Here is a 25,303-nt window from a genome sequence, read left to right on the forward strand (position 1 = left end):
CGCGCAGACCCTTGTTTGAAGAAGAATCCTCTCGAAAACTGCAATGAACGTTGATCCTGTTTCTCTTGACGAGCATTGCCTCAAGATCCTTGCTGCGCTCCAGCACGACGGACGGCAAACCGTGCAGCAGATTTCCGAGGCCGTCGGGCTCTCGCCCACGCCCTGCTGGAAACGCATCAAGGAAATGGAGGCCGCCGGCGTGATCCGCGGCTACACCACGCGTGTCGACCCCGAACTGGTGGGCCTGCACGTCTCGGCAGTGGCCGAGGTGAACCTCGACCGCCACAGCGAGGCGATGGTGCAGCGCTTCGAGGAGGTGGTGGCCGCGAGCCCGCAGATCATCCGATGCGTGTCGGCCACCGGCCCCGCGGACTACATCCTCCACGTGACCGTGCCGGACATGAAGCACTACGAGCGCTTCCTGCACGAGGTGCTCTTCAGCCTGCCGGGCGTGACGCACGTGCGCTCGAGCATCGTGCTGCGCGAGATCAAGTCGGAGGTGGCGCTGCCGCTGGGCCACCTGCTCGGCCCGAAGGCCGGACCTGGGGCTTCGCGGCGCTAGGAGGCATGCTCGGCCAGCAAGCGCAACGACTGTTGCGCATCGGCCCATCATGGGCTTTGGCGGCGGAGCATCTGAACTCGCGCCTGCACAAGACCGCCAGTCGCCCACCCGGCCCGCGCATACCTACAGCGTCGGCGCCCAAGCTGCAGGGCCCCTGACGCTCGCCCGCCTCAGAAGGCCCGCGCACGGACCGGAACATCCCAGAAAAGCGCACGACCCGCACATGCAGGCGGTGAACGCGCTGCTTGCACAGGCGCTGTCGGCCTGCGCAACTAGCACATTGCGCAGTGGCGACGACCGTTCGATTCTTCAACGATGCACAGTCCCGCTTTCGGCCGAGGAGCCTTCCATGCGCACGCTGTTGATCGACAACTACGACTCGTTCACCTACAACCTCTACCAGTACCTGGCAGCCTGCAACGGCGAGCCCCCGATCGTGCTGCGCAACAACGAGATGCACTGGGACGAGGTCGAGCGCATGCACTTCGACAACATCGTGATCTCGCCGGGCCCCGGACGTCCGCAGCGGCGCGCCGATCTCGGCATCTCGGCGGACGCGCTGCAGCGTTCGCGCAAACCCGTGCTCGGCGTGTGCCTGGGCCACCAAGCCATCGCCCACCACTGCGGCGCCCGTGTCGACCTGGCGGTGCGACCGATGCACGGACGCCTGGACCGCATCTCGCACGCGCAGCGCGACCTCTTCGCCGGCATCCCGGACCGCTTCGAGGCAGTGCGGTACCACTCGCTCGCAGTCACGCAGCTGCCCTCATCCCTGGAGCCGCTCGCCTGGACGTCCGACGGCACATTGATGGGACTGCGTCACGTCTCCCTGCCCTGGTGGGGGGTGCAGTTCCATCCGGAGTCGATCTGCACCGAGTTTGGCGCACGGCTGCTGCGCAACTTCAGGGACCTGACGCTGGAATGGCTCGCACAGGCGCCGCGGCGCGAGGCACGGAATCGCTTCGGACCCGCGCTGCGCTTCGAGGGCCCGCAGGCGCTGTCGCTGCATGCGGAGTGCATCGACACCGCAGCCGATGCCGAGGCCGTGTTCATGCGCACGTTCGCACAGCGCGACTGCGTTTTCTGGCTGGACAGCAGCCTCGCCGAGCCCGGGCGGGCGCGCTTCTCCTTCATGGGCGACGCGAGCGGCCCGCGTGCCCAGGTGCTGAACTACCGCACCGCTCCGCGCGAACTGATGGTGCGCCGGGGCGACGTCGTCCAGGTGCGCGACGAGAGCATCTTCGACTATCTGCGCGACCACCTGCCGGGCCAACCGCCTGCCGGTCCTCCGCTTCCCTTCGACTTCGCGTGCGGTTTCGTGGGTTACTTCGGCTATGAGCTCAAGCGGGAGCTGGATGGCACGCATGCCCACGATGCGGACACCCCGGACGCGATGTGGATCCTCGCCGACCGTTTCCTCGCCTTCGACCACGCCGAGCAACAGGTCTGGATCGTCTGCCTGGATGAGGCCGTGCCATCCAATGAGAATCGCCGCTGGATGCAGACCATGCGCGCGCGGCTGGCAGGCGCACAGGCGACCGCGCCGGACGACAGCGCGGCCGCGGCCCGCGATCTGCAACCATTGGCCTGGCGGATCGACCTGGCGATCTACCGGGAGCTGATCCTGCGCTGCCAGCACGAGATCCTGCAGGGCGAGACCTATGAGGTCTGCCTCACGAACCAACTGGTCGGCGAAGGGCGCATCCATCCGCTGGAGATCTACCGGATCCTGCGCAGGCACAACCCTGCCCCCTATGCGGCCTACCTGCGCATCGGCGGCTATGCCGTGCTGTGCGCCTCCCCCGAACTCTTCCTGCACATCTCCAGCGCCGGCGATGTGGAATCGAAGCCCATCAAGGGCACCGCGGCGCGAGGCGCGACGCCGGCCGAGGACCAGGCGATCGCGGACGCCATGGTCGCCGACGAGAAGACCCGCGCGGAGAACCTGATGATCGTCGACCTGCTGCGCAACGACCTCAACCGGGTCTGCGAGATCGACAGCGTTTACGTGCCGAGCCTGTTCGCGGTCGAGACCTATGCGACCGTGCACCAGCTGGTCAGCACGATCCGGGGGCGGCTGCGCGCGGACCTCGGAGCGGTCGACGGCATCCGCGCCGCGTTCCCCGGCGGCTCGATGACGGGTGCGCCGAAGGTACGCACGATGAAGATCCTGGACGAACTCGAGGCGGCGGCCCGCGGCATCTACTCGGGCAGCATCGGCTATCTCTCGCTCAACGGCGCGGCGCAGCTCAACATCGTGATCCGCACCCTGGTGTCGGCCAACGGCCGCGTCTCGATCGGCGCCGGTGGCGCCATCGTCGCCATGTCCGATCCTGACGCCGAGGTCGAGGAGATCGTTCTGAAGGCGCAGGCGCTGTGGGACGTCCTCAGGCGTTGCGGCGCACCATTCGGTCCGCGGCCGGGGACAGCGCCGGATGCCCGTGCCGCGGGCGATCCCGGGGTTCCGGGGCCTCCGGGGTCGCCGTCCGCGCCCGAGATTCCGCAAAGCACCTCTACGCCGTCCCCGCCTGCGTCCGGCAATGGCTAGCGCACAGGCCCACCGCCGCGGAATCCTGCTCATGCTGGTGGCCATGGGCTGTTACGTGCTCAACGATGTCTTCGTGAAGCTGGCAGCACAGAGCCTCCCGCCCGGGCAGGTCCTGGCCGTGCGCGGCGCCTTCGCCACCTTCTTTGTCCTGGCCCTCGCCCGCGGGACACGCGCCGGCTGGCGCAGCGCACTGCAGCCGATCGTCGGCGTGCGATGCGGACTCGAGATCACGACCGCCCTGAGCTCCGTCGTCGCCCTGTCGCTCGCGCCGCTCGCCACGGTCAGCACGCTCATGATGACCGCGCCGCTGATGATTGCCGCCACTGCGATGGCGCTGCGATGGGAGCCTTGGCATGGAGGCCGGCTGCTGGCCACCGCGGCGGGATTCGCCGGCGTCCTGCTGGTGATCCAGCCGTCTGCGCGGTCCGAGGTCCCTGCAGCCGGGCTCGCCTGCGCCTTGTTGTGTGCCGCTTCGCTGGCCGCGCGCGACCTGGTGACGCGGCGCATTCCCGTCACGGTCCCATCGGCAGTCATCGCCGTGGCGACCACGCTCGCCGTATGTCTGGCAGGCCTGCTGCTGGGTCTCGTGGAACGCTGGGCGCCGCTCACGCGCCACGAGCTCGGCATGCTCGCGGCGGCGGCGGGTTGCGCGGCACTGGGCAACTACGCGCTCATCGTGGCCTGCCGCGGCGTCGATCTCTCGGTCGTCACGCCCTTTCGCTACAGCCTGATCCTCTGGGCGCTGCTGTTGGGATACGCGATCTGGGGCGACGTGCCGCGCCTCGAAGCCGCCGCCGGCGTGGTCCTGATCGTCGCGGCCGGTGCCTTCACCATCCGGGCGGCGCGCCGTCCGTGAGCGAACCGCCGGGACTCTCGCCTGCGGCGCGACGGCCCCCGACAACCGATCTGCCCCAAAACGGCAGTCTGCGAGGGCGATCGCCCCAGAAAACGAAGGCCCGGTCCGCCAGCCCTATTAACTTTGACAGTGTCCCCGGTGTGCGTCATCAGGCTGTAATGCGGCCTCATTCAGCGAGGTGACCTCATGGAGATCATTGCGGGAACGATCGATACTTTCTCGGCGGACGTGCTGTTCGACATGGCTCGCTACCGGCATGAGGTTTTCGTCGAGAAGCTGGGCTGGAAACTCCATACGCGCGGCCGGCTGGAACTCGACGAATTCGACCGGAAGGACACCATCTATCTGATCGCACGCAATCCGGTCGGCGAGATCGTCGGCACGAGCCGCCTGTTGCCCACGCACCGGCCCTATCTTCTGGCCAGCCTCTTCCCGCAGCTGCTCGGCGACACGCCGGCGCCGTGCTCGCCCGACATCTGGGAACTGTCGCGATTCGCCGCCGGCGACGGCACGCGGCTCGGGATCGGCGGGGATCCGCATGGATGGTCGCTCGCGCTGGACATGCTGAGCGCGGCGATGCGGACCGTCGCCAAGGAGGGCGGACGACGGCTCATCAGCGCCTCGCCCCTGGGCATCGAGCGCATCCTGCGCCGCACGGGCCTGTCCGCGTACCGAGCGGCACCGCCGATGCGGGTCGACGGCCAGCTTCTGTTCGCCTGCCTCATCGACGTGGACAAGAACTGGTGCCCGCACCGGGACCGCCACGCCGATGGGATCGGCCGAGTCGCCCGCCGGCCTGCGGGCAAAGGGGCCGCTGCCACCCGTTTAGTTCAGGAGCCCGAGACGTGAAGCGAACGCCGCGGCCGAGCTCTTGGTGCTGGCACCCAATTTCGCCATTGCGTTCCTCAGATGGAAATCGACCGTGGGTTTCGAGATGCAGAGGATGCACGCGATCTCGTCGCTCGTCTTGCCGTCGCCCGTCCAGCGCAGCACCTCCACCTGCCGTGCAGTCAGCGGTTCAACACCCGCGAGCGGGCTGCCTCCCAGGAGGCGGCAGAACGCGCGGTGGGCGGTAATCACCAGCCACTGGAGCAAGGGATCCTTGGCACGCATCTCTGCGGGCGTCAGCGGTTCGCCCGACCGCGCAAGCGTCAGCATGCCGACGCGCGCGTCGGGCTCGAAGACCGACTGCGCCCAGCCGACGCGCAGGCCGAACGAGCGCGCCTCGTCCCACATCTGCGGCGCGTCGCGGAAGACTTCGTTGCTCCAGACCACGGGCGTCCCGCTGTGCACGCCGTGGACGACCGTGGGGTCCACCTGGAGGTATCCCGCATTGATGTACCGGCGACTCCATCGCTCATCGTAGGTGCTGAACATCAAAGTCTTCGGCCGGGTGAACGGCACGAGGGTGCGCAGCCCGTAGGCGCAGTGCTCAAAGCCGAGCTGCCTGGCTGCCCCGCTGATCTGCGCGAGCACCTGGGATGGCTCGCAGGCCTCGCTCAACCGACCGAGAATGTCTTGGGTCCACTCGTCCATAGGCGCACTTCCTGCGGCGTCGGCACCCCACCTTCTTCGCGGCCGCGGGCGACGCTCCCGCGGCGGAGCCCGGCGGGCGCCGGGGCCTGCGGCTGCAGCCCCTGAACCAGCCCGCGTTGCGGCGGGTGTGGCGGTCGTTCAGCGCGCGATGGAGGCAGGGGTGCGACAGTCTAGAAGCGCCTCGCAGAGCCCGGAGGCAAAATTCACCACCATTTCTGCCAATCTCGCGAGCCTGCATTTCGCGCAATGGCGCGGTGCGGCCCAGGGTCGGGAGATTGCGGATCGATCCTCCTACATGGGCTTCTCATGATGCACAAGGTCTGGCTGCTGCTGCTTCCCGGCTTCCTTCTTCTCGACGTCATCCGCATGCTCGCGGTCTTCAAGGCCGCCAATGCCTCCCTGCGCCGGACGCACAACAAGCTCGCAGGCTACGATGTGCGGCTGGCCTCCGCCGCGGGCGGCCAAACCCTGAGTTCAAGCGGTGTGGCACTGTCGACGAGTGTCTTGCCGCACCGGCTCGCCGGGCGGGCGAGCACGCTCTTCATCACCGGCGAACCCGTTCCGGGCGCGGTCGGGGCGGCAGGCGTGCAGCGCCTGCGCGAATGGCTCTCCAGGAACGGGCGGCGGCTGAACCGCTGCGCCGTGCTGGGCGGCCAGGCATTGCTGCCGCCCGTGCCGGAGGCCCGCGTCGTGCGGCGCCGGGGGCACGCCGCGCCGCCGGCGCTGCGCTGTGGCGGGCGGGGAGCGGACCTGTTCGCGGCCGACATGAGAACGCGCAGCTGGCGCGTTATCGAACCGGGTCAGGGCGCCGATCTGGCGCTGTCCTGGATCGAGGAGGACCGGGGCGCCGCGTTTGTCGAGACGCTTGCCTCCCGCCTGCCCGGACCGCGCAGCCGTCGCTGCGGCATGCTGCGCCGTCGCCGCTTGCCGCTCGAGCCGTCCACGCCCGACGGGCGGATCGGCGTGCTGCACCAGTGGATCGCGGCACATCTGCGGGAGAAGCTCAGCGTCGCCCGATTGGCACAGGAGGTCCACATGTCCACGCGCTCCTTCGCGCGCTTCTACGAACGCGCAACGGGTCTCTCACCAGGGCGTGGCGTTCAGCAGATTCGCCTCGACGCCGCCCGTCGCCTGCTCGAGACGAGCACGCGCCCCCTCAAGGCCATCGCTGCGCAGTGCGGCTACGGATCCGAGGAGGTGATGCGAAGGGCCTTCGTTCGCGACCTGCAGATGACGCCGCGCGAATATCGGCGCCGCCACGCGACGATGAAAGCTGCCGGCGCGGCCTAGCAGGACGCTGCCGCGCCACCAGGTCTCGAGCCTCGCCGGCGGACGCCGGCATTGCTATTCCTCCGTGGCCCAGCACACCAGCCGCAAGTCCGCCAGCGGCAGCAGGACGCGCGCGCCATCGCCGAAGCGGACTTCGCCGACGTTGCCGTCTTTCGCCTTGATGCGCAAGGAGCCGCGCCGTCCACCATGCTCGACCACCAGCACCGTACGGCCGCCGCTGATGATCCTCGGGTTCCCGTTTCCGGGCGGCGGCGCCGCCGAGCCGCCGACGGGCTCAGGCGATTGGGGGCGACTCCTGGTCTGGACACGTCCGATCGGGCCGCCCCGCGCGATCAGTTCCTGGAGTTCCTGCGGGCGATCTCGCGCGACGGCCACCAACTGGTAGAGCACCCGCACATCCGTGCCGAGCCGCCCTTCCTCCACCGCTTCCCGCAACTGCGCCGGCGCGTCGCTGAGCCGCGCGGCCTCGGTGATGAAGGAACGCGGCTTGCCCAACCGGCGCGCGATCTCGGCGCGCGAATGGCCTTCCCCTTCCCGCTCGGCGATGAAGGTCGCCAAGTCGAACGGCGACATGTCCTCACGGTGCAGGTTCTCCGCCGCCTGCGCGAAGGGGTCAACCCGCGGGTCCACGAACGCCGGAACGCAGGACAGGCCGGCCCAGCGCGCCGCGCGCACCCTGCGTTCGCCGCGATTGACGATGTACCGGTCCGCGTGCTCGGGATGGCAGCGCAGGGACACTGGCTCCAACACGCCATGCTCGCGGATCGATTCAGCGAGTTCCTCGATGCGTTCGCCCCGCATGCGACGGCGCGGCTGGCCGGGGTCGAAGTCGATGCGTTCGAGCGCCACCTGCGTCGGTGCACCTGGGCCCGCAGGGACGGCTTCGACCGTGAGCAGATCGGCCGCCCTGAACTGCGACAGCGCACTCAGGTCCAGGCCGTCGGCCGCCTTCATGCCTGCGTGTCCGCCGGCATCGGCGCGTTCGAGCCGTCGATGCGTTGCTGCAGCAACTCGAACACCCGCATCACCTCGAGGCTCGCCTCGCGTGCCGCGCTCTTGGGCAGCCGCCACACGGGCACTCCCGCGGCCAGCGCCTCGGGAATGGCCGAACGGGTCGAGATCCGCGCCGGTATCACGAACTCCCGGAAGTTCAAGGCCAGGTCCTGCATCGCGGCCTTCTGCCGCAGCGAATGCGGATTGAACCGGTTCAGCACGATGGCCGCCATCCGCAATTGCGGGTTGTAGCGCCGCCTGACCCCGAACACGGTCCGGAGCATGTCGGCGACGCCGTGGATGCTGTACTCCTCCAGCTCGATCGGACACGCCACCGCATGGCCGGCAATCAGCGCCGCGCTCATGCGCAAGCCCAGCGCCGGGGGCGTGTCGATCACGACCGCGTCGAAATCCTGCGCCAGGCGCCTCACATTCCCGCGGAACAAAGGAATCACGAGGTCCGCTCTCGCGAGTTCGACGTCGGCCAGCTTTCTGCTGCCCGCCGCCAGCGCAATGGTCCGCTCGCGCGGCGGGGCGATCGGGCCCAGATCCTGACCGAACAGTTCCACCGCTTCGGCGATTGCCGAGGACTGATTCAGCGATTTCGAGCTGTTCGCCTGCGCGTCCAGATCGATCACGCACACCGACCGGCGGCGCACATCGGCCAGCCAGCATGCGTAGAGCACCGCCAGCGTGGACTTGCCGACGCCGCCCTTCTGGTTGCCGAAAATGACCACGTTACCCATGACTTGCTCCTCAGGCCTCGGCGCGGGACGCGCGTCCATCACACCCGAACGGCACACCTTCGCGGACAGCCGCTGCAACTTGCAACAGGGGCTCGTTCGCCTCACACCGGCGGACCCACCTCACTGCTCCGTGCTCGAACCGCCCTGCGGCGTCGCTCACGAAATATCGCCGCCTCGCGCTTTGCGACACCACTATCAAAAACAATAGTCGACACACGCACGGGCAGAGGCGGACATTGCGCCCCATGCAAGCAAACGACATTCAATGCGGGCATGCGACCGACGAAGGCCGACGCTCAGTCTGGCTCTCCATGCTCATGTTCGCCGGCTTGGCGGCGCACGCGCGCCCCCTGTGGGCCCAGGCGGAGCCCAGCGCATCGCAGGGCGTCGGACCACGGCAGCAGGCGGGGCGCGACAACGACCGCATCGAGATCCTTCGCGAGGAGCTCAGGAAGTCGGAAGCGCAATTGGAAGGTCTCATGCGCCGGAAGGCCGAGCGGCTCGCCGCATCCGACCTGAAGGCAGCGGCCGAGGCCGAGGAACAGCGCGACCGTACGCTCGGCGACATCGCGGCCATCCGGCGGGAGATCGCTTCGGTCTCTCACGCCGCTACCCAGGCTGCGGCGGTCAGGCCCATGGCCGTTCAGGCCGCCAGGCATCCTTCCGCCGCCGGCAAGCGCGCGGTGCCGGCACCGTGGTGGGACGTCTACGGCAGCGGCCGGCGCATTGAATCGCCTGCTTCACTTTCTCTTGCGTCCCCGCCTGTGCAAGCGCCCGCGGGATCAGCCCCCGGCCCAACGGAGTAATGCCATGACCGCATGCTCGATCCACATCCGGCCCGCAACGGCAGCCGACATCCGTGTCAAATGGATCGGATGGCTGCTCATCGCCTGGCTCATCGCCGCCGCACCTGTCGAGGTTGCCTGGGCGGGGAGCCCGTTCGCGACCGGTGCGAACGCGACACAGCAGCAACTCGTCGCCATCCTGACGCCGCTGGCCGCAGTCGCCGTGATGGTCTCCGGTGCCATGGCCTGGTTCGGGCGTCTGAGCTGGTGGTGGATGGTCGCGGTCGTGATCGGCACCGTGCTGGTCTTCGGCGGCCCACAGATCGTGTCCTGGATTCGGGGCCTGTTCGGGGTCTGAAGGGAGCGGTCCATGAGTCGCAACCAGGGCATTGCCGCGGACCCCCTGTTCGTCGGCATGACGCGGCCTTCGATGGTTTGGGGCGTCACCTACTCGGCCATGATGTTCAACATCGTCGTCACGACCGAGTCGTTCATCGTGACCAAGAGCCTCGCGTGGCTGCTGGCCTTCGTGCCGATCCACGGCGTGCTCTACCTGGTCTGCCTGTACGAGCCGCGCTTCTTCGATCTGCTGCAGCTCTGGGGCCGCACGCGCCTGCCGGCCATGCTCGGCGGCAACCTGCGGTTCTGGCGTGCGAACTCGTACAGCCCCCTGGCGCTGGACATGCCTGACTGGCGGGGGCATCGCCGCATGCGCACGCCGCCCGTGACCTTGGTCTGACGCCGTTCCGCGCCATGAAGCTGCTCTCACGCCCCGAGCACGCGCTGCGCCGCGAAGCCGGCGCCGCGACCATGATTCCGCTTTCGGCGCATGTGGACGAGCATGTGGCCCTGACACGTGCCGGAGACTATGTGCAGACACTCCGCCTGGCCGGCACGAGCTTCGAAAGCGCGGACGACGAGGACATCAACAGCTGGCATGAGCGCCTCAATGTCCTGCTGCGCAACATCGCGTCGCCCAACCTGGCGCTCTGGACCCACGTGATCCGCCGTCGCGAGACGACCTATCCGGCCGGGCGGACGACGCCCGGCTTCGCCGACGAGATCGAGCAGCGCTATCGCCGCAAGATGGCTGGCGAGCGGCTGATGGTTAACGAACTGTACCTGTCGGTCGTCTTCCGGCCGCAGCCCACCCGCATCGGCAACGCCGCATTGCGGCTGTTCAAGCGCGCGGACCCGGAGGGGGCGCGGACGGAGCTGCGCGATGCGCTGGATGCCTGCAGCAAGCTGCGCCAGGAACTGCTCGCCGCCCTGGAACGCTACGACCCCGAAGCACTGGGCATCTATCGGCTGCAGGGGAACGACGGGCTTTTTTCCTCCCTCGTGGAATTCCACGGCCTACTCGTCAATGGGGAGTGGCAGCGCATGCCGCTGCCGCGCGCCCCCCTCAACGAGGTCCTGGCGACCACCCGGCCCTTCTTCGGCAACGAGGCCATGGAATACCGGGCCGGCACCCAGACCCGCATTGGCGCCTTCCTCGGCATCAAGGAATACCCCACCCCCACCGCGCCGGGCATGTTCAGCGCCCTGCTGACCGCACCTTTCCCCTTCGTGCTCACGCAAAGCTTCACCTTCCTGGCCAAGGGCACGGCCACCGACATGATGAGCCGCCAGCATCACCGGATGGCCGCCGCCGGTGACCTCGCGGTCTCGCAGGCCGAGGAACTCAAGGACGCACTGGACGACCTGATGAGCAATCGCTTCGTGGTGGGCGACCACCATTTCAGCCTGCATGTGCTGGCCGACACCTACGACGGCCTCAGCGAGGCCGAGGGCCGGCCCCGTCTGAAGCAACTCAACGACAACGTCGCCCGCGCCCGCTACCTGCTGGGCGACGCGGGAATGGTGGTGGCCCGCGAGGACCTCGCGCTGGAGGCGGCCTTCTGGGCGCAGCTGCCGGGAAATTTCGGCTACCGCAGCCGCAAGGCGCCCGTCACCAGCCGCAACTTCGCCGCCATGTCGCCTTTCCACAATTTCCCGACCGGTCGGGCAATGGGCAACTACTGGGGTGATGCGCTGACCATGTTCACCACGCGCGCGGGCTCGCCCTACTACTTCTCGCTGCATGCGAGCGACCCGCGCAGCCGGGACGGCGGCAGCCGCCGCGATGTCGGACACATCACGGGCGTGGGACCGGTCGGGACCGGCAAGACCACGCTGCTGGGCTTCTGCATGGTGGCGATCTGCAATCGCCTCGATGCCACACAAGTGGTCTTCGACAAGGATGAAGGGCTGCACATCCTGGTGCGGGCCCTGGGCGGCCAGTACCTCCCGCTCAAGAACGGGGCACCAACCGGCTGCAACCCGCTGCAGCTCGACGATTCGATCGCCGACAACGTCGAGTTCATGCGGCATTGGCTCAGGCGCCTCGTGATGCGCACGCCGGGCGAGACGCTGACCGTCCGTCAGGAAGACGATCTCGACCAGGCACTGCGCGGCACCCTGAAGCTCGAGCCCTCTTTCAGGCGCCTGTCCCGGCTCGCCGCCTTCCTCGATATCACGGATCCGGAGGGGATGCACGCACGCCTTCGGCGGTGGTGCGCCTCGGAACGCGGCGACTATGCCTGGGTCTTCGACAACGAGCACGACCACGTGGCCCCGCTGCTTGCCCGGCACGCCCTCGTGGGCTTCGATGTGACCGACTTCCTGGACAACGAGGTCGTGCGCGCCCCGCTGACCCTGTACCTCTTTCATCTCGTGAACCGGATGGTCGACGGCCGCCCGCTGGTGTGCTGGATGGACGAGTTCGCCAAGCTGCTGAGCGATCCGGCCTTCACGAAGTTCGCCAAGAACGGCCTGGAGACCTGGCGCAAGAAGAACGCGAACATCGCCACTTTCACCCAGAGCACCAGCCACGTGCTCGATTCCGACATCGCCCGCGCGATCGTCGAGCAGACGCCGACGAAGATCCTGTTCCCGAATCCGGAGGCGGACTACGACGACTACACCCGAGGCTTCAACCTGACCGACCGGGAGTTCGCGCTCATCAAGCAGGAGATCGAGCCTGGCTCTCGTCAGTTCCTCATCAAGCAGAACCATGTCAGCGTGGTCGCGCAGCTCGATCTCCATGGATTCGACGACGCCTTGCACGTCATCTCCGGGCGCACCGGCAACGTCCGCCTCATGCGCGAACTCATCGCGATCTGCGGACCGGATCCCGCCCAATGGCTGCCGTCATTCCGCAGGGCGCTTGCGAACAACCCTTCCCGTTCATCCTCACACCAGGAGATCTTCCATGCGTAGATTCCTTACTGCTCTCTTCCTCGCAGCCACAGCCTCGCTCGCACCGCCGCACGCGAAAGCCGGCATCCCGGTGATCGACGTCACGGCCGTCGCCAACCTGATACAGCAGGTCATGTACTGGCAACAGCAAATCTCCGGGATGCAGAAGCAGTACGACCAACTGAAGGAATCGAAGGACCAGCTGACCCGGACCCACAACGCCATGACGGGAAGCCGAGGCATGGAGCAGTTGCTGCCGACCTCGGACCTCGCACGCAACTACCTGCCTCCCAACTATGACGAATTGATGGGCACGCTCAACGGCTCGTCAGACAGCTATGCGGGGCTGGCCGCTCAGGTCCAGTCGATCATGAAAGCCAACAGCGTCCTCTCGCGAACGCAGTTGGAGGGGCTCAGTCCGGAGTTACGCCAGGTCGTCGAGCAAGGACGGCAATCAGCAGCGCTGCTCAACGGAATGACCCAGAACGCGTACCAGAACACCAGCCAGCGCTTCTCGGCCTTGCAACTGCTGATCGATCGCATCGCTTCCGCACAGGATCCCAAAGCGATCCAGGACCTGCAGGCAAGAATCCAGGTCGAGCAGAACATGCTCACCAACGAGCAGACGAAGCTGCAGAGCCTTTATCAGATTGCAATGGCCGAGGAAGCTGCCCAGCAGCAGCGCGCTCGGGAGCAAGTCATCTCTGGCCACGGCGGATTCAACGCAAGATTTATTCCCAATCCCTGAACCACTATGTCCAGATCATTGATCGTCATCGCCGTGATTGCGGTACTTGGTACAGGCGGCGCCTATCTGTTGCTGAAACAAGACTCGACGCCAATAGTCCCGCCCGAACTTGTGCCGTCCCAAACCGGCAAGCCGGTAACACCGAGCGTCGACCACGGGGACTTCCAGAATCGGTTTCGGCCAACGATGCCGCTTGCCAGCGACGCTGAGAAATGAAGATTCGATAGGACGAGCAATGTTCTTCCAGCAATTCTGGACGTGGCTGACCTCTCGATTGACGGAATACCTCGCGGCAAAGACGGCGGCCGTGGCCGGTGCCCTCGAGCCGGCGGTGGTAACGCTTGCGACAATTTACGTGATGATTTGGGGATTCCTCAGCCTGACCGGGAGAGTTCAAGAACCGATATGGGAGAGCGTCAAGCGAATCCTTTTCATCGCGATCGTACTTGGCGTCGGCCTGAGACTCTGGCTTTATAACGAGGTCATTGTCGACACGTTCTTCAATGCACCAACCCAACTGGCTGCCAAGATCACCGCAGCATCGAGCCCGGTGTCCGTAATCGACACGATCTGGGAAAAAGGTGGGACTGTTGCTTCGAACCTCTGGAACAAAGGCGGCGTATTGAACGGTGACTTTGGCTTCTATTTGGCGGGAGCGATCGTCTACTTCATCATTGGAGGCGTCGCCGTCTACTCGTTCTTCCTGCTTGTTTTGTCCAAGCTCGCACTGGCACTGATCCTTGCCTTGGGTCCGATTTTCATTTGCCTGCTTTTCTTCGAGGCTACACGGCGATTCTTCGAGGCTTGGATCGCCCAGATGGCCAACTATGCACTGGTCGCTGTCCTAAGCTCGCTGGTGGCGAGCCTCATGCTTCAGGTTGTTTCTTCCTACGCCACCCAGACAGCAGCAAGGGGCGCGGCCATTGTGACCGTAGACGCACTGAACATGGTGCTGTGTGCTTCGCTTGTGCTGCTGGTGATGCGCCAAACCATGTCCATTGCAGCCGGTCTTGCGAGTGGGATTGCACTGAGTTCATTTGGGCTCATCAGCGGATTGGCGCGGTGGGCAATGGGAGGGGCCAAGCGCACCAGCTACGAGTTCGGACGCGGCGTGCTGGACGCCCTACAGCGAGAACCTGGCAGTCGCTGGGATTCGTTCCGCCGCTTGGCGGGCAACCGCGTCGGCGCCGGCGTGGCTTCCCTCAGAGGGATCGGTAGCCCGCGCCGAGGTGGCACTGTGCTTTCCAGAGAGCAGGTCATGCCGAGCCTCTCGCGCAGTCGCTAGCGGTGGAGTGTGCAGATGAAGCCTTCGATCATCCTTTTTCTGCTTACCCTTCTCCTGGCGGCCTGCGGCACTCGCCCATCTGCACCGCCGGACTGCGAAGGGCCACTCACACCGATCAACATCTCGGGCGGGGTTTCCCCATCAGGAGCGGTCAATGCGTCGGGACCGCTCCCTTGAGAACTACCTGCGCGAAGCCCAGAACTGGGAACTCGACCGCGCGCGTCAGGCGGAGCGGTCGACCAGGATCGCCTGGGCCGTGGCCACATCGGCAGCACTCATCGCGGTTCTCGCCGTCGCCGCCGTCAGTGGGCTCACGCCGCTGAAGAAACCGGTTCCCGTTCTCATCCGGGTCGACGGCAGCAGCGGCATCGTCGACATCGTTCCCACCTACGAAGGCACGACCGACATCGAGCAGCTCGTGACACGCAACCTGCTGCAGAACTACGTAATTGCGCGCGAGCGTTATTTTTACGGCACCGCGGAGGCCGACTACGAGTTGGTCGCCTCGCAAAACTCGCCTCGTCTAAACCAGGAGTGGGCGACCTTGTGGGCGGTCGACAACCCGGCCTCACCTCTGAACGTCTACAAGGACGGCACTTCCATTCGCGCGCAAGTGCAATCGGTCACTTTCCTCAAGCTGGAGAGCGGGAAGGACAAGCTGGCACAGGTCCGCTTCACCCGTTCGACGCGCGCAGGCGGCACTGGGGAGGAGCAGACCAGCCACTGGGTCTCCACGATCGAGTTCGCCTATGTCCCACCCTCGACGGACAACAAGACGCGGTCGCTCAATCCGCTGGGCTTTCGCATCGTCGAATACCGCCGCGAGCCCGAGGTCGCCCCGGCTAACGTTGCACCCGGCAAGCAGGATGCACGATGAAGCCCCGGCGCGTGCACCGCAGCTTTCCGCTGGTGATCGGACTGGCGGCAAGTCTGGCGCTCGCAGCGCCAGACGGCCGAGCGGCGACTGTGCCGGCTCCCGGCAAGGTCGATGCCCGGGTACGGGTGGTCGCCTACGACCCGGCGGACGTCATCAGCTTGCAGGGCTACGTGGGCTATCAGATCCATCTGCAGTTTGCCGAAGGCGAGGAGTTCGTGAATCTCGGCTCCGGCGACAACGGTGCCTTCGATATCGGTGCCGAGCGCAATCACTTCTTCATCAAGCCCAAGGAAGCGCGCGCCGCGACCAACTTCACTGTCCTCACGAACCGGCGGGCCTATCATTTCGACTACACCGTCTCCCCCATCACGCCGCTACGCGCTGCCACCAGGCGCATGGTGTATTCGATACGTTTCAGCTACCCTGAGGACGAGGCCCGGGCGGCAGCCGCGGATCAGGAACGACGCCGGGCCGATGCCCGCATGAGCCAAGGGGCGACGGATCGGCCACGCAACTCCGACTACTGGTTCTGCGGCAGCGATGCGCTCAAGCCCGTGAGCGCCCATGACGACGGGGCGCAAACGCGCCTGCGTTTCCAGGCGCGCTCCGACTTTCCGGCCATGTTCGTCCAGAACGACGACGGGTCCGAATCGCTGTTGAACTTCAACGTCGAAGCGGATGAGGTGGTGATCCACCGTGTGGCGCGCCGCTTCGTGCTGCGTCGCGGCGGGCTGGTCGGTTGCGTGATCAACCGGTCCTTTGTTGGTGGCGGCGCGCGCACCCCCACCAACACCAGCGCAACAGGCGTGCAGCGCATCACTGCAGGGGATGGACCATGACCTGGATGAGCGAGCCCCGCCGCGCGTGCCAGACCGATCCCCAGGAGCATGGCGACACGCCGGCCATCGACCCGAGCACCGGAGAGATCCTGTCGGCGCAGCGAGCCGCGGCCCCGGGAGACGGGGCGTTCCGGGTGGCCGAAGATCGCACGACGATCCAGGGCGAGCGCGCCATTCCATCGGTCAATCGCGAGCGCTCCATCCAGTCGCGCATCAGCGGGTTCCTGGCGCTGACAGCGATCATGCTGCTTGGCGGCGGATTCCTGTTCTGGTACTACAACACCAAGTATGCCAAGATCCAGGAGGCCGAAGAGGCTGCGAGAGAGGCGGCTGCTGCGCGCGCCGGCGGCGAGATGAAGGTCCCGCCGCTCGGCCGCATCGATCCGCCCAGAGCGGCGTCGGAAGCGCCAGTGGCTGCCGCCGCTCCCTTCCCGCCGCCACCGTCGGCGAACGGCGCCAATACAGGACCGCCGCAGAAGACACCCGAGCAGATTGCACTGGAACGACAGCTGAGCGCCCCGGTGCTTCGGCGCGCCCAAACCGCTCAGGCGCGCAGCGCCACTGCGCCGCAAGCGCTCGTGGATCCGGCGATGCTGTCTCCCGGCGACGTGCCAAGCATGGCCCAGCTGATCGGTGCGCTGCAGCCGCCCCACGCCAGTTCGGCGCCACCCGGCGGCGGCCAGCTCGCCGCCAGCCTTCGGCCCACGCCGACGCCGGCGGTGGTCGCACAGACCCTGCCGACACGGCGCATGCTTTTGCCCAAGGGCGCGTTCATCGACTGCACGCTGGAAACCGCCATCGATTCCACCTATGAAGGCATGGTCACCTGCATCGGCGCGAGCGACGTCTACGGGGCAGACGGCAAGGTCGTGCTGCTGGAGCGTGGCACCAAGTACGTCGGCGAACAGCGTGGAACGCCGCGACAGGGTCAGGGCCGCGTCTTCATCGTCTGGAACGAAGCGCGCACGCCAACCGGCGTCGTGGTCCAGCTGGCTTCCCCGGGTACCGACGAATTGGGGCGCAGCGGCGTCCCCGGCTTCGTCGACACCCATTTCTGGGACCGCTTCGGTGCCGCGGTCCTGATCTCGGTGATCGATGGCACGATGCAGACGATCGCCGCCCACCAGCAAAGCGGCACGTCTTTCGGTAGCGGCGGCGGCGTGGTGCTCGCCCCCCAGGGCAGCCGCGACATCATCACGGAGGTCCTGCGCAGCACCGTGTCGATCCCGCCGACCGTTATCAAGAACCAGGGTGAGCGGATCCAGATCCTGGTCGCCCGCGATGTGGATTTCAGGAGCGTCTATGCGCTTCGAACCGAACCGGCCATCCCTTGATGGCGAGCCCGGCGCCGCCACAGGCGGCCGCCAGCCGGCGCAAGCGCACGCGCATGACGAAGCCTCCGCAGAGCCGCCGTCATCGCTTGCTCTCTTTCTCGGTCCGCTCGGCCATTTATTGGGTGATCCCGCGGTGACCGAGATCTGCATCAACGAGCCCGGTGCAGCCTTCGTGGAACGGCAGTCCGGCTGGACGCGCGAGGCGTTGCCGTTCGCGAACTTCGACTGGTGCATGTCCATCGCCAAGCTCGTGGCCAACTTCACGCGACAGCGCATCTCGGCCAACGAGCCGCTCCTGTCCGCCACGCTCCCAGGCGGCGAAAGGATCCAGATCGTGCTGCCGCCCGCGACTCTGGACCAGACCGTTTCGATCACAATCCGGCGCCCCTCGAACACGCTCTGGACCCTCGAAGAACTGGGGGATTTGCACATCTTCGAGACGACGTACAGCGCTCCCGCGGCTCCGGCGCGCCAGGCTGAACTGGCGTCCCTGTCACCCGAAGACCGCGAGCTGACCGACCTCCTTGCACGCCGGCAATTCGTGCCTTTCCTGCGTCGCGCCGTCCAGTTTCGCAAGAACATCCTACTGTCCGGTGCCACCGGCTCCGGCAAGACCACGGTCGGCAAGGCGCTGATCCTCGAGGTGCCGTCCGAGGACCGCCTGATCACGATCGAGGACGTGAAGGAGCTGTCGCTGCGCAATCAGCCCAACCATGTGAGGCTCTTCTATTCGCAAGGCGCCCAGGGGCAGGCCGAGGTTACGCCCGGTCAACTGCTCGCCAGCGCCAAGCGGCAACGCCCCGACCGGGTGTTCGTGTCCGAGCTTCGCACCGGCGAGGAGGTTTACGACTATCTGGTGTCCGTGAACACCGGCCATCCGGGCTCGATCACCAGCGTGCACGCCGACAACGCGGAGATGGCCTTCGTGGCGCTAGCGCAGCTGATGAAGCGCAGTCAGGCAGGCCACGGCATGACCACGCGCGACGGCGTGGAATTGGCGCAGATGAGCGTGGACATCGTCGTGCAGTGCGCGCGAGAGCGCCGGGACGGCCTGCTGCGGCGTAGCGTGCGGGAGATCTGGTATGACCCTGGCACCAAGATACGAAGGCTTGCCTAGTCCCTTCAGAATCGCGGTCGCGCTGCTGATCGCAGCGCTGGTCGGCATGTACGTCGCCGGCCAAGCGTTCCTGATCGCGATGAATCTGCCGCCACAGCACGCCACGCTGCTGACCCTTCACGAGTACTGGCAGGCCTACGGCGAGCGGCGGGACGTGCGCCGTGTCCTCATTGCGTCGCTGGTCGGCTCCCAGGGGCTGATGCTCGGTCTGGTGGGAATTGCCATGCTGCCCCGCCGCCGGCCGCTGCATGGAAATGCCCGGTTCGCGAGCCGTCGCGAGATCGCGCGATCGGGCCTCCTGAACGAGCACGGCATCATCCTCGGGCGGCTCGGCAACCGCTACCTGGTGCTTCCCGGCCAGCAGGGCGTCGCACTCGAGGCGCCGCCGCGCAGTGGCAAGGGCGTCGGCGTGGTCATCCCCAATCTGCTGAACTGGCCCGGCTCGGCCCTCATCAGCGACATCAAGGGCGAGAACTTCATACGCACCGCCGGCTTCCGTGCGGCCCATGGGCAGCAGGTGCACCTGTTCGATCCCCTGTCCGAGCGCGAGCGCTCGGCTCGCTGGAATCCGCTCGGCTATGTCTCCGAGACGCCCTACCGCTGCATCGACGATCTGCAGCGCATCGGCACGATGCTCTTTCCCGATCCACAGGCCGGCGATCCCTTCTGGACCTCCTCGGCCCGATCTCTGTTCCTGGGCATTGCCCTCTACCTCTTCGAGACCAAAGGTGCCACGCGCACCTTGGGCGAGATCCTGCGCCAGGGCATGGCCAGCGATGCCGAGGGCTTTCAGAAGCACTGGAGGCGCGTCATTGATGCCTGCGAGCGCGCCGGGTATCCCTTGTCGCAGGAAGCGGTGCAGAGCCTCTACGACGTGATCGACCTAGCACCGACCACGGCCTCCAGCATCCGCAAGACCTTCACCAGCCGCCTGGACCTGTGGCTCAACCCGATGATCGATGCGGCCACCTCGGCCAACGATTTCGACCTGAGGGCACTGCGCAAGCATCCGATCTCGATCTATGTCCAGATCAACCCCGACAACATCGCCCGGCTGCAGCCGCTGCTGAACCTGTTCTTCCAGCAGGCGATCGGTCTGCAAACGCGGGAACTCCCCGAGAACAATCCCGAGCTTCGCCATCAGGTGCTCCTGATGCTCGACGAATTTCCGGCGCTCGGGCGCATTCCCGTCATCGCCGACTCCACTGCCTTCCTGCCCGGCTACAACGTGCGCGCCGTGATCATCGTCCAGTCCAATTCGCAACTGATCGAGAAGTACGGTATCGAGGGCGCCAAGTCGATCCGCAAGATGCTCGCGGCGCGCATCGTGTTCCCACCCAAGGAGTACGAGGACGCCGAGGCCATCTCGCGAGAGCTGGGGACCTACACGGTCCGACAGAAGAACATCAGCCGCCCGATGTGGGGCGGTGCGAACAAGGAGCCCACCGTGACCATCAGCGAGCAGCCGCGCCGCCTGCTGCTGCCCCAGGAGGTCAAGGAACTGGGACCGGACCGGATGATCCTGTTCTACGAAGGCCTGCGGCCGGTGCTGGCGCATCGGATCCTCTACTTTCGCGACAGGTCATTTGCCCCACGCGAACTGCCGCCACCACCGGTGCCGAAGCTGAACGTCGATAAGCCCGGCGGCGTCGCCACAACCGTGCCGGCGGCAATGCTCGATGACAGGAAAGACACGTCCGGCACAGGTCCCGAATCTCTCTCCAACGCCACGCCTCCGGACGGTGGCGCTGCGCCGACGGCCAGGCAGGCCGGTACCGTGGCCAGCAATGTATTGAACGACGACTTGAAGTTGGACGACTTCTCTTTCGACTTCGACGACGTGGAGATTCCCACGGAGAAGCTCAGCGACGAGGACCTGAAGCGCCACGCCGATGAGTTCATGGCGCGAATCCTGGACTGATGCCACATCGAACCGGTTTGGACAGTCAGGGTCACCCTGCCTGACAGCACACATGAAAGGAGCCGCAATGTCCACAGACAGTTCTTCCGGAAGCCAAGCGCCGAACGCGATCGAGAGCACCGCACCTTGGAATGGCGTGGGCTCCATCCAGGGAGATGCGCCTGCTGCGGGCCGCGGTCATACCCGGGTGCCCGATGCCATCGAGCGCCGCTACCTGCGCATCGACAATCGCTACTTCTTCCCGGACCGCACCCTCGCGTTCATCGACGACGGCGGCCGTCTCCGCGTGCGAACCGAGAACCGCGAGGTGCTGCACAGCGTCGTGGCGATCGCCGAAACGCGCGGCTGGCGGGTCATCGAACTCACGGGCACCGAGACCTTCTGCCAGGGCATGTGGCACGAAGCCGCGCTGCGAGGCATCGAGGCCCGAGGCTACGAACCGACTTCGACTGAAATCCTCCAGGTCCAGCGTGCGTTGAAGAAACGAGGCCCGCCGTCGCACGAGAATGGACGGCGTCCGATACCTGCGTCGCTGGACCGCGAAGCAACACCCGTGCACCACAGCGCCGTACCCGCCGAAGCCGATCCCAGTGCCAGTCTTCGTCCGCACAAGTACGAACCGCAAGACCGCCGATTCGAGCGGGGAGGACCAAGATCGCCAGTCAGGGGGATGCTCGTGGCGGCCGCTGCCGCACCCTATCAATTCGCTCCAACGCAGCGCATGTCCTTCTACGTGACCGTTCGCGTGGAGACCGGGGCTCGCACCATCTGGGGTACGGACCTCGAGAGAGCCCTCGCAGAGTCGACCTCTCAACCGCGCATCGGCGACCAAGTGGTGCTCACGCAGCGCGGCACCCGTCCGGTCAACGTCCGAGTGGCGACCCGCAATGCGGAAGGCGAGCTGGTCGGCGAAAAGAAAATTGTCGCGCAGCGTGCGCACTGGAGCATCGAGACATCCGATCACCTTCGCGCGATGGAACACCACGCCATGCGCATACGCACCGGGGAATTGCTGTCCGATGCGGCCCAGGGTCCGCACCCCGAACTGACCACGGCGGCAGCGAATCTCAAGTTGGCTGAGCAGTACGCACAGCGTGTGACCAGCGATCCGTCCTCCCAGCAGCACCTCGTACAGCTGATTCGCGATCGGATCGCCGAGGCGCTAGCGCAGGGCCACGCTATCCACCTTCCGGATCGACTCCCGCGCGTCGCTCGCATGCATGCGCGCCAACGCACGGCCAGAAGCCAGGAGGAGTTGAGCCGCGAGCGCGTCTAGAAATCGTTGGAAACAGGGGTTGAAGCTTGCAGCTTTTCGTCCAGCCTTGCGTGCGCGTTGTCCGCGCCTCTCTCCGTTCCTGCGCTGGCGGAGAACACCATCCGAGGCGCCTGCTCGACACGCCGGCTCGCAGGGCCGATGCTTTCGGCACCGAGACGCGGCGAGGCTGTTCGGTCCTGCTCCACCACCAGATTTCCGGTCAAGGAACGGCGCCGGTCGCTCGAACGCGCGTCATACCCTTGAAACAGCACAAGTTCACTGCGGCGGAAGACATGGACGTGCAGGCCGGCCGCCCCAACCGCGCGTCCTCCGCTCCACGACAACGCCGAGAGCTTGTTGGTTGTACTCAATGCGCCGGTGCTCCCCGCGTCGCACGGTGTGGCCAGCGTCCTGATGCGCAAGGGATTCAATCGGTCCCGCCGCAATGTCCCGAAAGCTCCAGATACGCAATCGAATGAAAACTCAGCCGCAGGTGAGCAGCTGGTCGATCTCGAACGGCTCGCTCGAAGCGCTCAAATGGGTTGGTCTGCTGCTCATGGCGGGCGATCATGTCAACAAGTACCTGCTGCATGAGTCGAGCCCGGCTCTCTACGCACTAGGTCGCATGGCGATGCCGCTCTTCGGCTTCGTGCTCATGGTCAACCTGACGCGCCCCGGAACGCTCGAAAGCGGCTTGCACCTACGCGTCATGAAGCGACTGGCGATCTTTGCCCTGCTGGCGACACCAGCTTTCGTGCATCTGGTCGGCTGGTGGCCGTTGAACATCCTTGCCACCTTTTTTCTGGCAACGCTGATCGTCCGGCTGCTGGAGCGGGGCGGCTGGGCCGCGCGCTGCACGGCCTTGATCGCCTTCCTCGTTGGTGGCGCCGTGGTGGAGTTCTGGTGGCCGGCACTGCTCTGCTGCCTGGGCTCCTGGGCGTTCCTGCGCAGGCCCAATGGTCTGCGGATGCTGTTGTGGGCCTTGGCGATGGCTTCACTCACTGCCATCAACGGCAACTTCGCCGCAGCGGTCGCCCTGCTCTTGATCTGGGGAGCTCGGCACGTCGAGATTCCGTTGTCGCGCAGTCGGTGGGTCTTCTACGCCTTCTATCCAATCCACCTCTCTCTGATCGCCCTGGTGGTGATCGTCACCGAAGATTGAACTGGCGCGGATGCTCCAATGCGGATCCAATGCTCCGCGGCCTACGTCCGAGTGCGCGTCGCGTTCACCGGGTGCGCGTTGCGGGCGGCTGAGCGTTGTCTCGGTCTGGAGTTCGGCGTCTGATCTGCTCTTTCCAGTGGTCGGCCAGCCGCTGCGAGTCGGTTTGTATGTCTGGCATTCTTTCGACGAAATGATCCACTTGGGCGGCAAGATCTGCCTTGCGCTGTCTTCGAAGCGCATCTGCTGTGGCGCGCCAATCTGCGACCACTGCCCGCCGGGTGTTTCGCATCTGCTCTTGTCCGTTATCCACGGCGCCCCGCCCCGAACCCAGCGCCTGGAGCAGGTTCTCCAGCTTGGCGCGCATGAAGGTCGAGGTCTTCGGCGGTCGATGCTTGGCCCGAGCGCTGGGCGGCAGTTGCCCGAATGTCCGAAGCGCGCGAAGCCGATGATGAATCGCATCCCTGTACGGCTTGCGGGTCTGCCCTCGCACCTGTCGCGGTGTGGCATTGGCCGCCACGCCCTGCTCTCGCATCAGTGCGGCGAACTGCTCGCGCCACTGGCGCAGCGTGTCCTTGCGGATGTAGAGGCGCTGGCCAGGCTCGAACTCGTGCTCGCACTTGACCACCAGATGCACATGCGGATGCGGCTGATCGGTGTGCAGCACCATGGCGTAGCGATATTGCAGCGCGAAGTTCTCGCGTGCGAAGACACGCGCCGCAGCCAGCACCTTTTCCGGCGGCGTGCCGGCGGGCATGGACAGGACGATGTTGTGAACCAACTTCGCACGCGTATCTTTTTGCCCCGAAGCGGGTCTCGGCTTGTACTGGCTTCTGCAAAGCTCAAGCTGCCAGTCGGCCGTGATCTCCTTGGCTGCGCCTCGTCCCTGCTGCGCCAGCCCCTCGTCGGTGTCGATCGGCAGCTTGCCGTGCCGGCCGATGTAGCGCAGATGGGCCTCGACGCCGCCGATGTCCCGCCCGCCGCCGGAGACCTTCACCATCACCTCGGGCGTGCGCCCCACGGTGCGCTGGATCTGCGCGATCTGGTCGGCGCCGAGGCGGAGCTGGCCGCCCGGTCCTCGCCGGCCGTAGCTCACGATGTCCAGGGTCATGTCGCGCGGCGCATCGGTCGGGCCGAGGCCGCTTCTGTCCACGCGCACCATCTGCTTAGGCATGGCGGCTCCCTCCGCCGGTCCCCCAGCTGATGAGGTTGCGACGCACGAGGGCGGCCGTGGCTTCGCGTGCCGCCTCGACTTCCCGCCGGACCGACGCGATCGCTTCGCCCAGGTCCGACGCCACCGGCTCGGGCAGCGTGTTCGGCATGCCGAACATTCGAAGCTGCCGCCCCAACGCGGCCAGTCGGGCGCCGGTCACTTTGATTTGATCCAGTTCGTTCGGCGGCAGCACGGCCGCGTCACGCACATGGTTGTGGATCAGCAGGGCCAGGTAGCTGGCTGTCTTCATTCCACGGGAATGGGCGCGCTGTGCCGCCAGCGCGCGATCGCCTTGGCGAAGCCGCAGCGTGACGCGGTCCGTCGCGCCAACGTCGCTTTCCGTTTCGTGCGGGAATCGCTGTGCACCCGAGCCCGGCGAGATATCGCCGTGGGTCTTGAGGACCTCGTCGATCATCTTCGCGAGCAGGCTCGACGCACTGAGATGGTGACGCGCGGCCAGCGCGGCGAACTGCACCCTCGTCTCGGGCGGCACCCGGGTAGCTATCACGCGGCTCGGTCGAGAGGTCTTGGTCATTGCAACGCCGTTGCCGTAAACAATGTCTGACGGCAGTCTATCCTGCCCTCATAGCCGCACAAGGACTTTGCCCTCGGAATTCCAGCGTCGAGCTCCCCTCGCCGTTTCGCCACTCCCAGCGCGTTGCGGTCGATCGGCAGTTCGGCGCCCTCCATCAATGTTCGGCATGCCGAACATGACGGAGGTAGACGGAACGGTCCCGCACTCGTAGCCGCACGAGGACTTTGCCCCGAAAGTTTCGACGTCGTCCTGCGACTGCCGCGTCCAGGCTACCGAAACCGAAAATTCAATCCGCTCGCGAAGCAAGCCCAGACGGCCGCTGTATAAATTTCCTGAGGGCTCAATCAAGCGGAAGACCTCCGCTGTCGATACCCGCTCGAGGCTTTCTCGATGTTCGGCATGCCGAACATTCGAGGAGCATGAGGCGAATTAACACCCAGACGGGTGAAGCAGCACGATGTCAG

General features: G+C 66.2%; 25 protein-coding genes. 19 read left to right on the plus strand and 6 right to left on the minus strand.

What is annotated here, in order from left to right:
- Nucleotides 1-43 precede the first annotated feature (43 nt).
- From VPA02S_RS18275 to VPA02S_RS18290, 4 genes are all read left to right on the plus strand, one after another.
- Nucleotides 44-562 (plus strand): Lrp/AsnC family transcriptional regulator, encoded by a 519-nt coding sequence (locus VPA02S_RS18275; RefSeq protein ID WP_062365079.1) that lies wholly within the window; start codon nucleotides 44-46, stop codon nucleotides 560-562.
- Nucleotides 563-911: 349 nt separating this feature from the next.
- Nucleotides 912-3,110 carry an aminodeoxychorismate synthase component I gene (gene pabB / locus VPA02S_RS18280; RefSeq protein ID WP_081247579.1) on the plus strand — a complete coding sequence of 733 codons (2,199 nt, stop codon included), beginning with the start codon at nucleotides 912-914 and terminating at the stop codon, nucleotides 3,108-3,110.
- Complete coding sequence (locus VPA02S_RS18285; protein WP_244883588.1) at nucleotides 3,103-3,966, plus strand: DMT family transporter; 864 nt, start codon at nucleotides 3,103-3,105, stop codon at nucleotides 3,964-3,966. The genes pabB and VPA02S_RS18285 overlap by 8 nt, the downstream gene beginning before the upstream one ends.
- 186 nt (nucleotides 3,967-4,152) lie before the next feature.
- Complete coding sequence (locus VPA02S_RS18290; RefSeq protein WP_062365081.1) at nucleotides 4,153-4,815, plus strand: acyl-homoserine-lactone synthase; 663 nt, start codon at nucleotides 4,153-4,155, stop codon at nucleotides 4,813-4,815.
- On the opposite strand, the gene VPA02S_RS18295 is transcribed toward VPA02S_RS18290, so the two are convergent.
- On the minus strand, nucleotides 4,792-5,502 hold the full coding sequence (locus tag VPA02S_RS18295; protein WP_062365082.1) for an autoinducer binding domain-containing protein: 711 nt from the start codon (nucleotides 5,500-5,502) through the stop codon (nucleotides 4,792-4,794). The genes VPA02S_RS18290 and VPA02S_RS18295 overlap by 24 nt on opposite strands.
- Before the next feature lie 306 nt (nucleotides 5,503-5,808).
- Here VPA02S_RS18295 and VPA02S_RS18300 point away from each other — a divergent pair, with 306 nt between their 5' ends.
- A complete protein-coding gene (locus VPA02S_RS18300; protein ID WP_244883590.1) occupies nucleotides 5,809-6,792 on the plus strand; it encodes a helix-turn-helix domain-containing protein in 984 nt (327 codons plus the stop codon).
- Between the two features lie 54 nt (nucleotides 6,793-6,846).
- Here VPA02S_RS18300 and VPA02S_RS18305 read toward each other — a convergent pair whose 3' ends face one another.
- A complete protein-coding gene (locus VPA02S_RS18305; RefSeq protein ID WP_062365083.1) occupies nucleotides 6,847-7,746 on the minus strand; it encodes a ParB/RepB/Spo0J family partition protein in 900 nt (299 codons plus the stop codon).
- A complete protein-coding gene (locus VPA02S_RS18310; RefSeq protein ID WP_062365084.1) occupies nucleotides 7,743-8,531 on the minus strand; it encodes a ParA family protein in 789 nt (262 codons plus the stop codon). Before VPA02S_RS18310 ends, VPA02S_RS18305 begins: the two co-directional genes overlap by 4 nt.
- Before the next feature lie 245 nt (nucleotides 8,532-8,776).
- Between VPA02S_RS18310 and VPA02S_RS18315 the strand changes: the two genes are divergently transcribed.
- The 13 genes from VPA02S_RS18315 (at nucleotide 8,777) to VPA02S_RS18370 (ending at nucleotide 21,953) form a co-directional block, all read left to right on the plus strand.
- Entirely contained in the window at nucleotides 8,777-9,337 is a 561-nt protein-coding gene (locus tag VPA02S_RS18315; RefSeq protein WP_244883592.1) for a hypothetical protein, read from the plus strand.
- Between the two features lie 4 nt (nucleotides 9,338-9,341).
- Nucleotides 9,342-9,674, plus strand: coding sequence for a TrbC/VirB2 family protein (locus tag VPA02S_RS18320; protein ID WP_062365086.1), 333 nt, complete (start codon nucleotides 9,342-9,344; stop codon nucleotides 9,672-9,674).
- Between the two features lie 12 nt (nucleotides 9,675-9,686).
- On the plus strand, nucleotides 9,687-10,055 hold the full coding sequence (locus VPA02S_RS18325) for a VirB3 family type IV secretion system protein (protein WP_062365087.1): 369 nt from the start codon (nucleotides 9,687-9,689) through the stop codon (nucleotides 10,053-10,055).
- Nucleotides 10,056-10,069: 14 nt separating this feature from the next.
- Entirely contained in the window at nucleotides 10,070-12,577 is a 2,508-nt protein-coding gene (locus VPA02S_RS18330; RefSeq protein WP_062365088.1) for a VirB4 family type IV secretion/conjugal transfer ATPase, read from the plus strand.
- Nucleotides 12,570-13,304: a TrbJ/VirB5 family protein gene (locus tag VPA02S_RS18335; RefSeq protein WP_062365089.1), complete on the plus strand. Its 735-nt coding sequence runs from the start codon at nucleotides 12,570-12,572 to the stop codon at nucleotides 13,302-13,304. Before VPA02S_RS18330 ends, VPA02S_RS18335 begins: the two co-directional genes overlap by 8 nt.
- An 18-nt stretch (nucleotides 13,305-13,322) precedes the next feature.
- The gene (locus VPA02S_RS31785) at nucleotides 13,323-13,520 is read left to right on the plus strand and encodes a hypothetical protein (protein ID WP_155736598.1); all 198 of its coding nucleotides are present in this window, start codon (nucleotides 13,323-13,325) and stop codon (nucleotides 13,518-13,520) included.
- Between the two features lie 19 nt (nucleotides 13,521-13,539).
- Entirely contained in the window at nucleotides 13,540-14,589 is a 1,050-nt protein-coding gene (locus tag VPA02S_RS18340) for a TrbL/VirB6 family protein (RefSeq protein WP_062365090.1), read from the plus strand.
- Nucleotides 14,590-14,743: 154 nt separating this feature from the next.
- Nucleotides 14,744-15,466 carry a VirB8 family type IV secretion system protein gene (locus VPA02S_RS18345; RefSeq protein ID WP_062365091.1) on the plus strand — a complete coding sequence of 241 codons (723 nt, stop codon included), beginning with the start codon at nucleotides 14,744-14,746 and terminating at the stop codon, nucleotides 15,464-15,466.
- Nucleotides 15,463-16,305, plus strand: a complete 843-nt coding sequence (locus VPA02S_RS18350) for a TrbG/VirB9 family P-type conjugative transfer protein (RefSeq protein WP_062365092.1) — start codon at nucleotides 15,463-15,465, stop codon at nucleotides 16,303-16,305. Before VPA02S_RS18345 ends, VPA02S_RS18350 begins: the two co-directional genes overlap by 4 nt.
- Nucleotides 16,302-17,639 (plus strand): type IV secretion system protein VirB10, encoded by a 1,338-nt coding sequence (gene virB10, locus VPA02S_RS18355; RefSeq protein WP_062365093.1) that lies wholly within the window; start codon nucleotides 16,302-16,304, stop codon nucleotides 17,637-17,639. Before VPA02S_RS18350 ends, virB10 begins: the two co-directional genes overlap by 4 nt.
- Nucleotides 17,608-18,756 carry a P-type DNA transfer ATPase VirB11 gene (gene virB11, locus VPA02S_RS18360; protein ID WP_081247580.1) on the plus strand — a complete coding sequence of 383 codons (1,149 nt, stop codon included), beginning with the start codon at nucleotides 17,608-17,610 and terminating at the stop codon, nucleotides 18,754-18,756. Before virB10 ends, virB11 begins: the two co-directional genes overlap by 32 nt.
- On the plus strand, nucleotides 18,722-20,677 hold the full coding sequence (locus tag VPA02S_RS18365) for a type IV secretory system conjugative DNA transfer family protein (protein WP_062365094.1): 1,956 nt from the start codon (nucleotides 18,722-18,724) through the stop codon (nucleotides 20,675-20,677). Before virB11 ends, VPA02S_RS18365 begins: the two co-directional genes overlap by 35 nt.
- 67 nt (nucleotides 20,678-20,744) lie before the next feature.
- Complete coding sequence (locus VPA02S_RS18370) at nucleotides 20,745-21,953, plus strand: LPD7 domain-containing protein (protein WP_244883593.1); 1,209 nt, start codon at nucleotides 20,745-20,747, stop codon at nucleotides 21,951-21,953.
- On the opposite strand, the gene VPA02S_RS31790 is transcribed toward VPA02S_RS18370, so the two are convergent.
- On the minus strand, nucleotides 21,950-22,363 hold the full coding sequence (locus VPA02S_RS31790) for a hypothetical protein (RefSeq protein ID WP_162269821.1): 414 nt from the start codon (nucleotides 22,361-22,363) through the stop codon (nucleotides 21,950-21,952). The two genes, VPA02S_RS18370 and VPA02S_RS31790, sit on opposite strands and share 4 nt — an antisense overlap.
- A gap of 44 nt (nucleotides 22,364-22,407) precedes the next feature.
- On the opposite strand from VPA02S_RS31790, the gene VPA02S_RS18375 reads away from it, so the two are divergent.
- Complete coding sequence (locus tag VPA02S_RS18375) at nucleotides 22,408-23,094, plus strand: TraX family protein (protein WP_244883594.1); 687 nt, start codon at nucleotides 22,408-22,410, stop codon at nucleotides 23,092-23,094.
- A 64-nt stretch (nucleotides 23,095-23,158) separates the two neighbouring features.
- Here VPA02S_RS18375 and VPA02S_RS18380 read toward each other — a convergent pair whose 3' ends face one another.
- Nucleotides 23,159-24,265, minus strand: coding sequence for a relaxase/mobilization nuclease domain-containing protein (locus VPA02S_RS18380; protein WP_244883596.1), 1,107 nt, complete (start codon nucleotides 24,263-24,265; stop codon nucleotides 23,159-23,161).
- Nucleotides 24,258-24,839: a hypothetical protein gene (locus VPA02S_RS32220; RefSeq protein WP_244883597.1), complete on the minus strand. Its 582-nt coding sequence runs from the start codon at nucleotides 24,837-24,839 to the stop codon at nucleotides 24,258-24,260. The genes VPA02S_RS18380 and VPA02S_RS32220 overlap by 8 nt, the downstream gene beginning before the upstream one ends.
- Nucleotides 24,840-25,303 lie beyond the last annotated feature (464 nt).

Source organism: Variovorax paradoxus NBRC 15149, from assembly GCF_001591365.1.
GTDB classification, from domain to species: Bacteria; Pseudomonadota; Gammaproteobacteria; order Burkholderiales; family Burkholderiaceae_C; genus Variovorax; species Variovorax paradoxus.

Excerpts from the sequence above, each read along its gene's own strand:
- VPA02S_RS18275 (WP_062365079.1), top strand. The coding sequence starts at position 44 with ATGAACGTTGATCCTGTTTCTCTTGACGAGCATTGCCTCAAGATCCTT.
- VPA02S_RS18340 (WP_062365090.1), top strand. The coding sequence starts at position 13,540 with ATGTTCTTCCAGCAATTCTGGACGTGGCTGACCTCTCGATTGACGGAA.
- VPA02S_RS18315 (WP_244883592.1), top strand. The coding sequence starts at position 8,777 with ATGCAAGCAAACGACATTCAATGCGGGCATGCGACCGACGAAGGCCGA.
- VPA02S_RS18330 (WP_062365088.1), top strand. The coding sequence starts at position 10,070 with ATGAAGCTGCTCTCACGCCCCGAGCACGCGCTGCGCCGCGAAGCCGGC.
- VPA02S_RS18375 (WP_244883594.1), top strand. The coding sequence starts at position 22,408 with ATGAAAACTCAGCCGCAGGTGAGCAGCTGGTCGATCTCGAACGGCTCG.
- VPA02S_RS32220 (WP_244883597.1), bottom strand. The coding sequence starts at position 24,839 with ATGACCAAGACCTCTCGACCGAGCCGCGTGATAGCTACCCGGGTGCCG.
- virB10 (WP_062365093.1), top strand. The coding sequence starts at position 16,302 with ATGACCTGGATGAGCGAGCCCCGCCGCGCGTGCCAGACCGATCCCCAG.
- VPA02S_RS18335 (WP_062365089.1), top strand. The coding sequence starts at position 12,570 with ATGCGTAGATTCCTTACTGCTCTCTTCCTCGCAGCCACAGCCTCGCTC.
- VPA02S_RS18320 (WP_062365086.1), top strand. The coding sequence starts at position 9,342 with ATGACCGCATGCTCGATCCACATCCGGCCCGCAACGGCAGCCGACATC.
- VPA02S_RS18285 (WP_244883588.1), top strand. The coding sequence starts at position 3,103 with ATGGCTAGCGCACAGGCCCACCGCCGCGGAATCCTGCTCATGCTGGTG.
- VPA02S_RS18310 (WP_062365084.1), bottom strand. The coding sequence starts at position 8,531 with ATGGGTAACGTGGTCATTTTCGGCAACCAGAAGGGCGGCGTCGGCAAG.
- VPA02S_RS18295 (WP_062365082.1), bottom strand. The coding sequence starts at position 5,502 with ATGGACGAGTGGACCCAAGACATTCTCGGTCGGTTGAGCGAGGCCTGC.
- VPA02S_RS18380 (WP_244883596.1), bottom strand. The coding sequence starts at position 24,265 with ATGCCTAAGCAGATGGTGCGCGTGGACAGAAGCGGCCTCGGCCCGACC.
- VPA02S_RS18300 (WP_244883590.1), top strand. The coding sequence starts at position 5,809 with ATGATGCACAAGGTCTGGCTGCTGCTGCTTCCCGGCTTCCTTCTTCTC.
- VPA02S_RS18350 (WP_062365092.1), top strand. The coding sequence starts at position 15,463 with ATGAAGCCCCGGCGCGTGCACCGCAGCTTTCCGCTGGTGATCGGACTG.
- virB11 (WP_081247580.1), top strand. The coding sequence starts at position 17,608 with ATGCGCTTCGAACCGAACCGGCCATCCCTTGATGGCGAGCCCGGCGCC.
- VPA02S_RS18290 (WP_062365081.1), top strand. The coding sequence starts at position 4,153 with ATGGAGATCATTGCGGGAACGATCGATACTTTCTCGGCGGACGTGCTG.
- pabB (WP_081247579.1), top strand. The coding sequence starts at position 912 with ATGCGCACGCTGTTGATCGACAACTACGACTCGTTCACCTACAACCTC.
- VPA02S_RS18370 (WP_244883593.1), top strand. The coding sequence starts at position 20,745 with ATGTCCACAGACAGTTCTTCCGGAAGCCAAGCGCCGAACGCGATCGAG.
- VPA02S_RS18325 (WP_062365087.1), top strand. The coding sequence starts at position 9,687 with ATGAGTCGCAACCAGGGCATTGCCGCGGACCCCCTGTTCGTCGGCATG.
- VPA02S_RS18345 (WP_062365091.1), top strand. The coding sequence starts at position 14,744 with ATGCGTCGGGACCGCTCCCTTGAGAACTACCTGCGCGAAGCCCAGAAC.
- VPA02S_RS18305 (WP_062365083.1), bottom strand. The coding sequence starts at position 7,746 with ATGAAGGCGGCCGACGGCCTGGACCTGAGTGCGCTGTCGCAGTTCAGG.
- VPA02S_RS18365 (WP_062365094.1), top strand. The coding sequence starts at position 18,722 with ATGACCCTGGCACCAAGATACGAAGGCTTGCCTAGTCCCTTCAGAATC.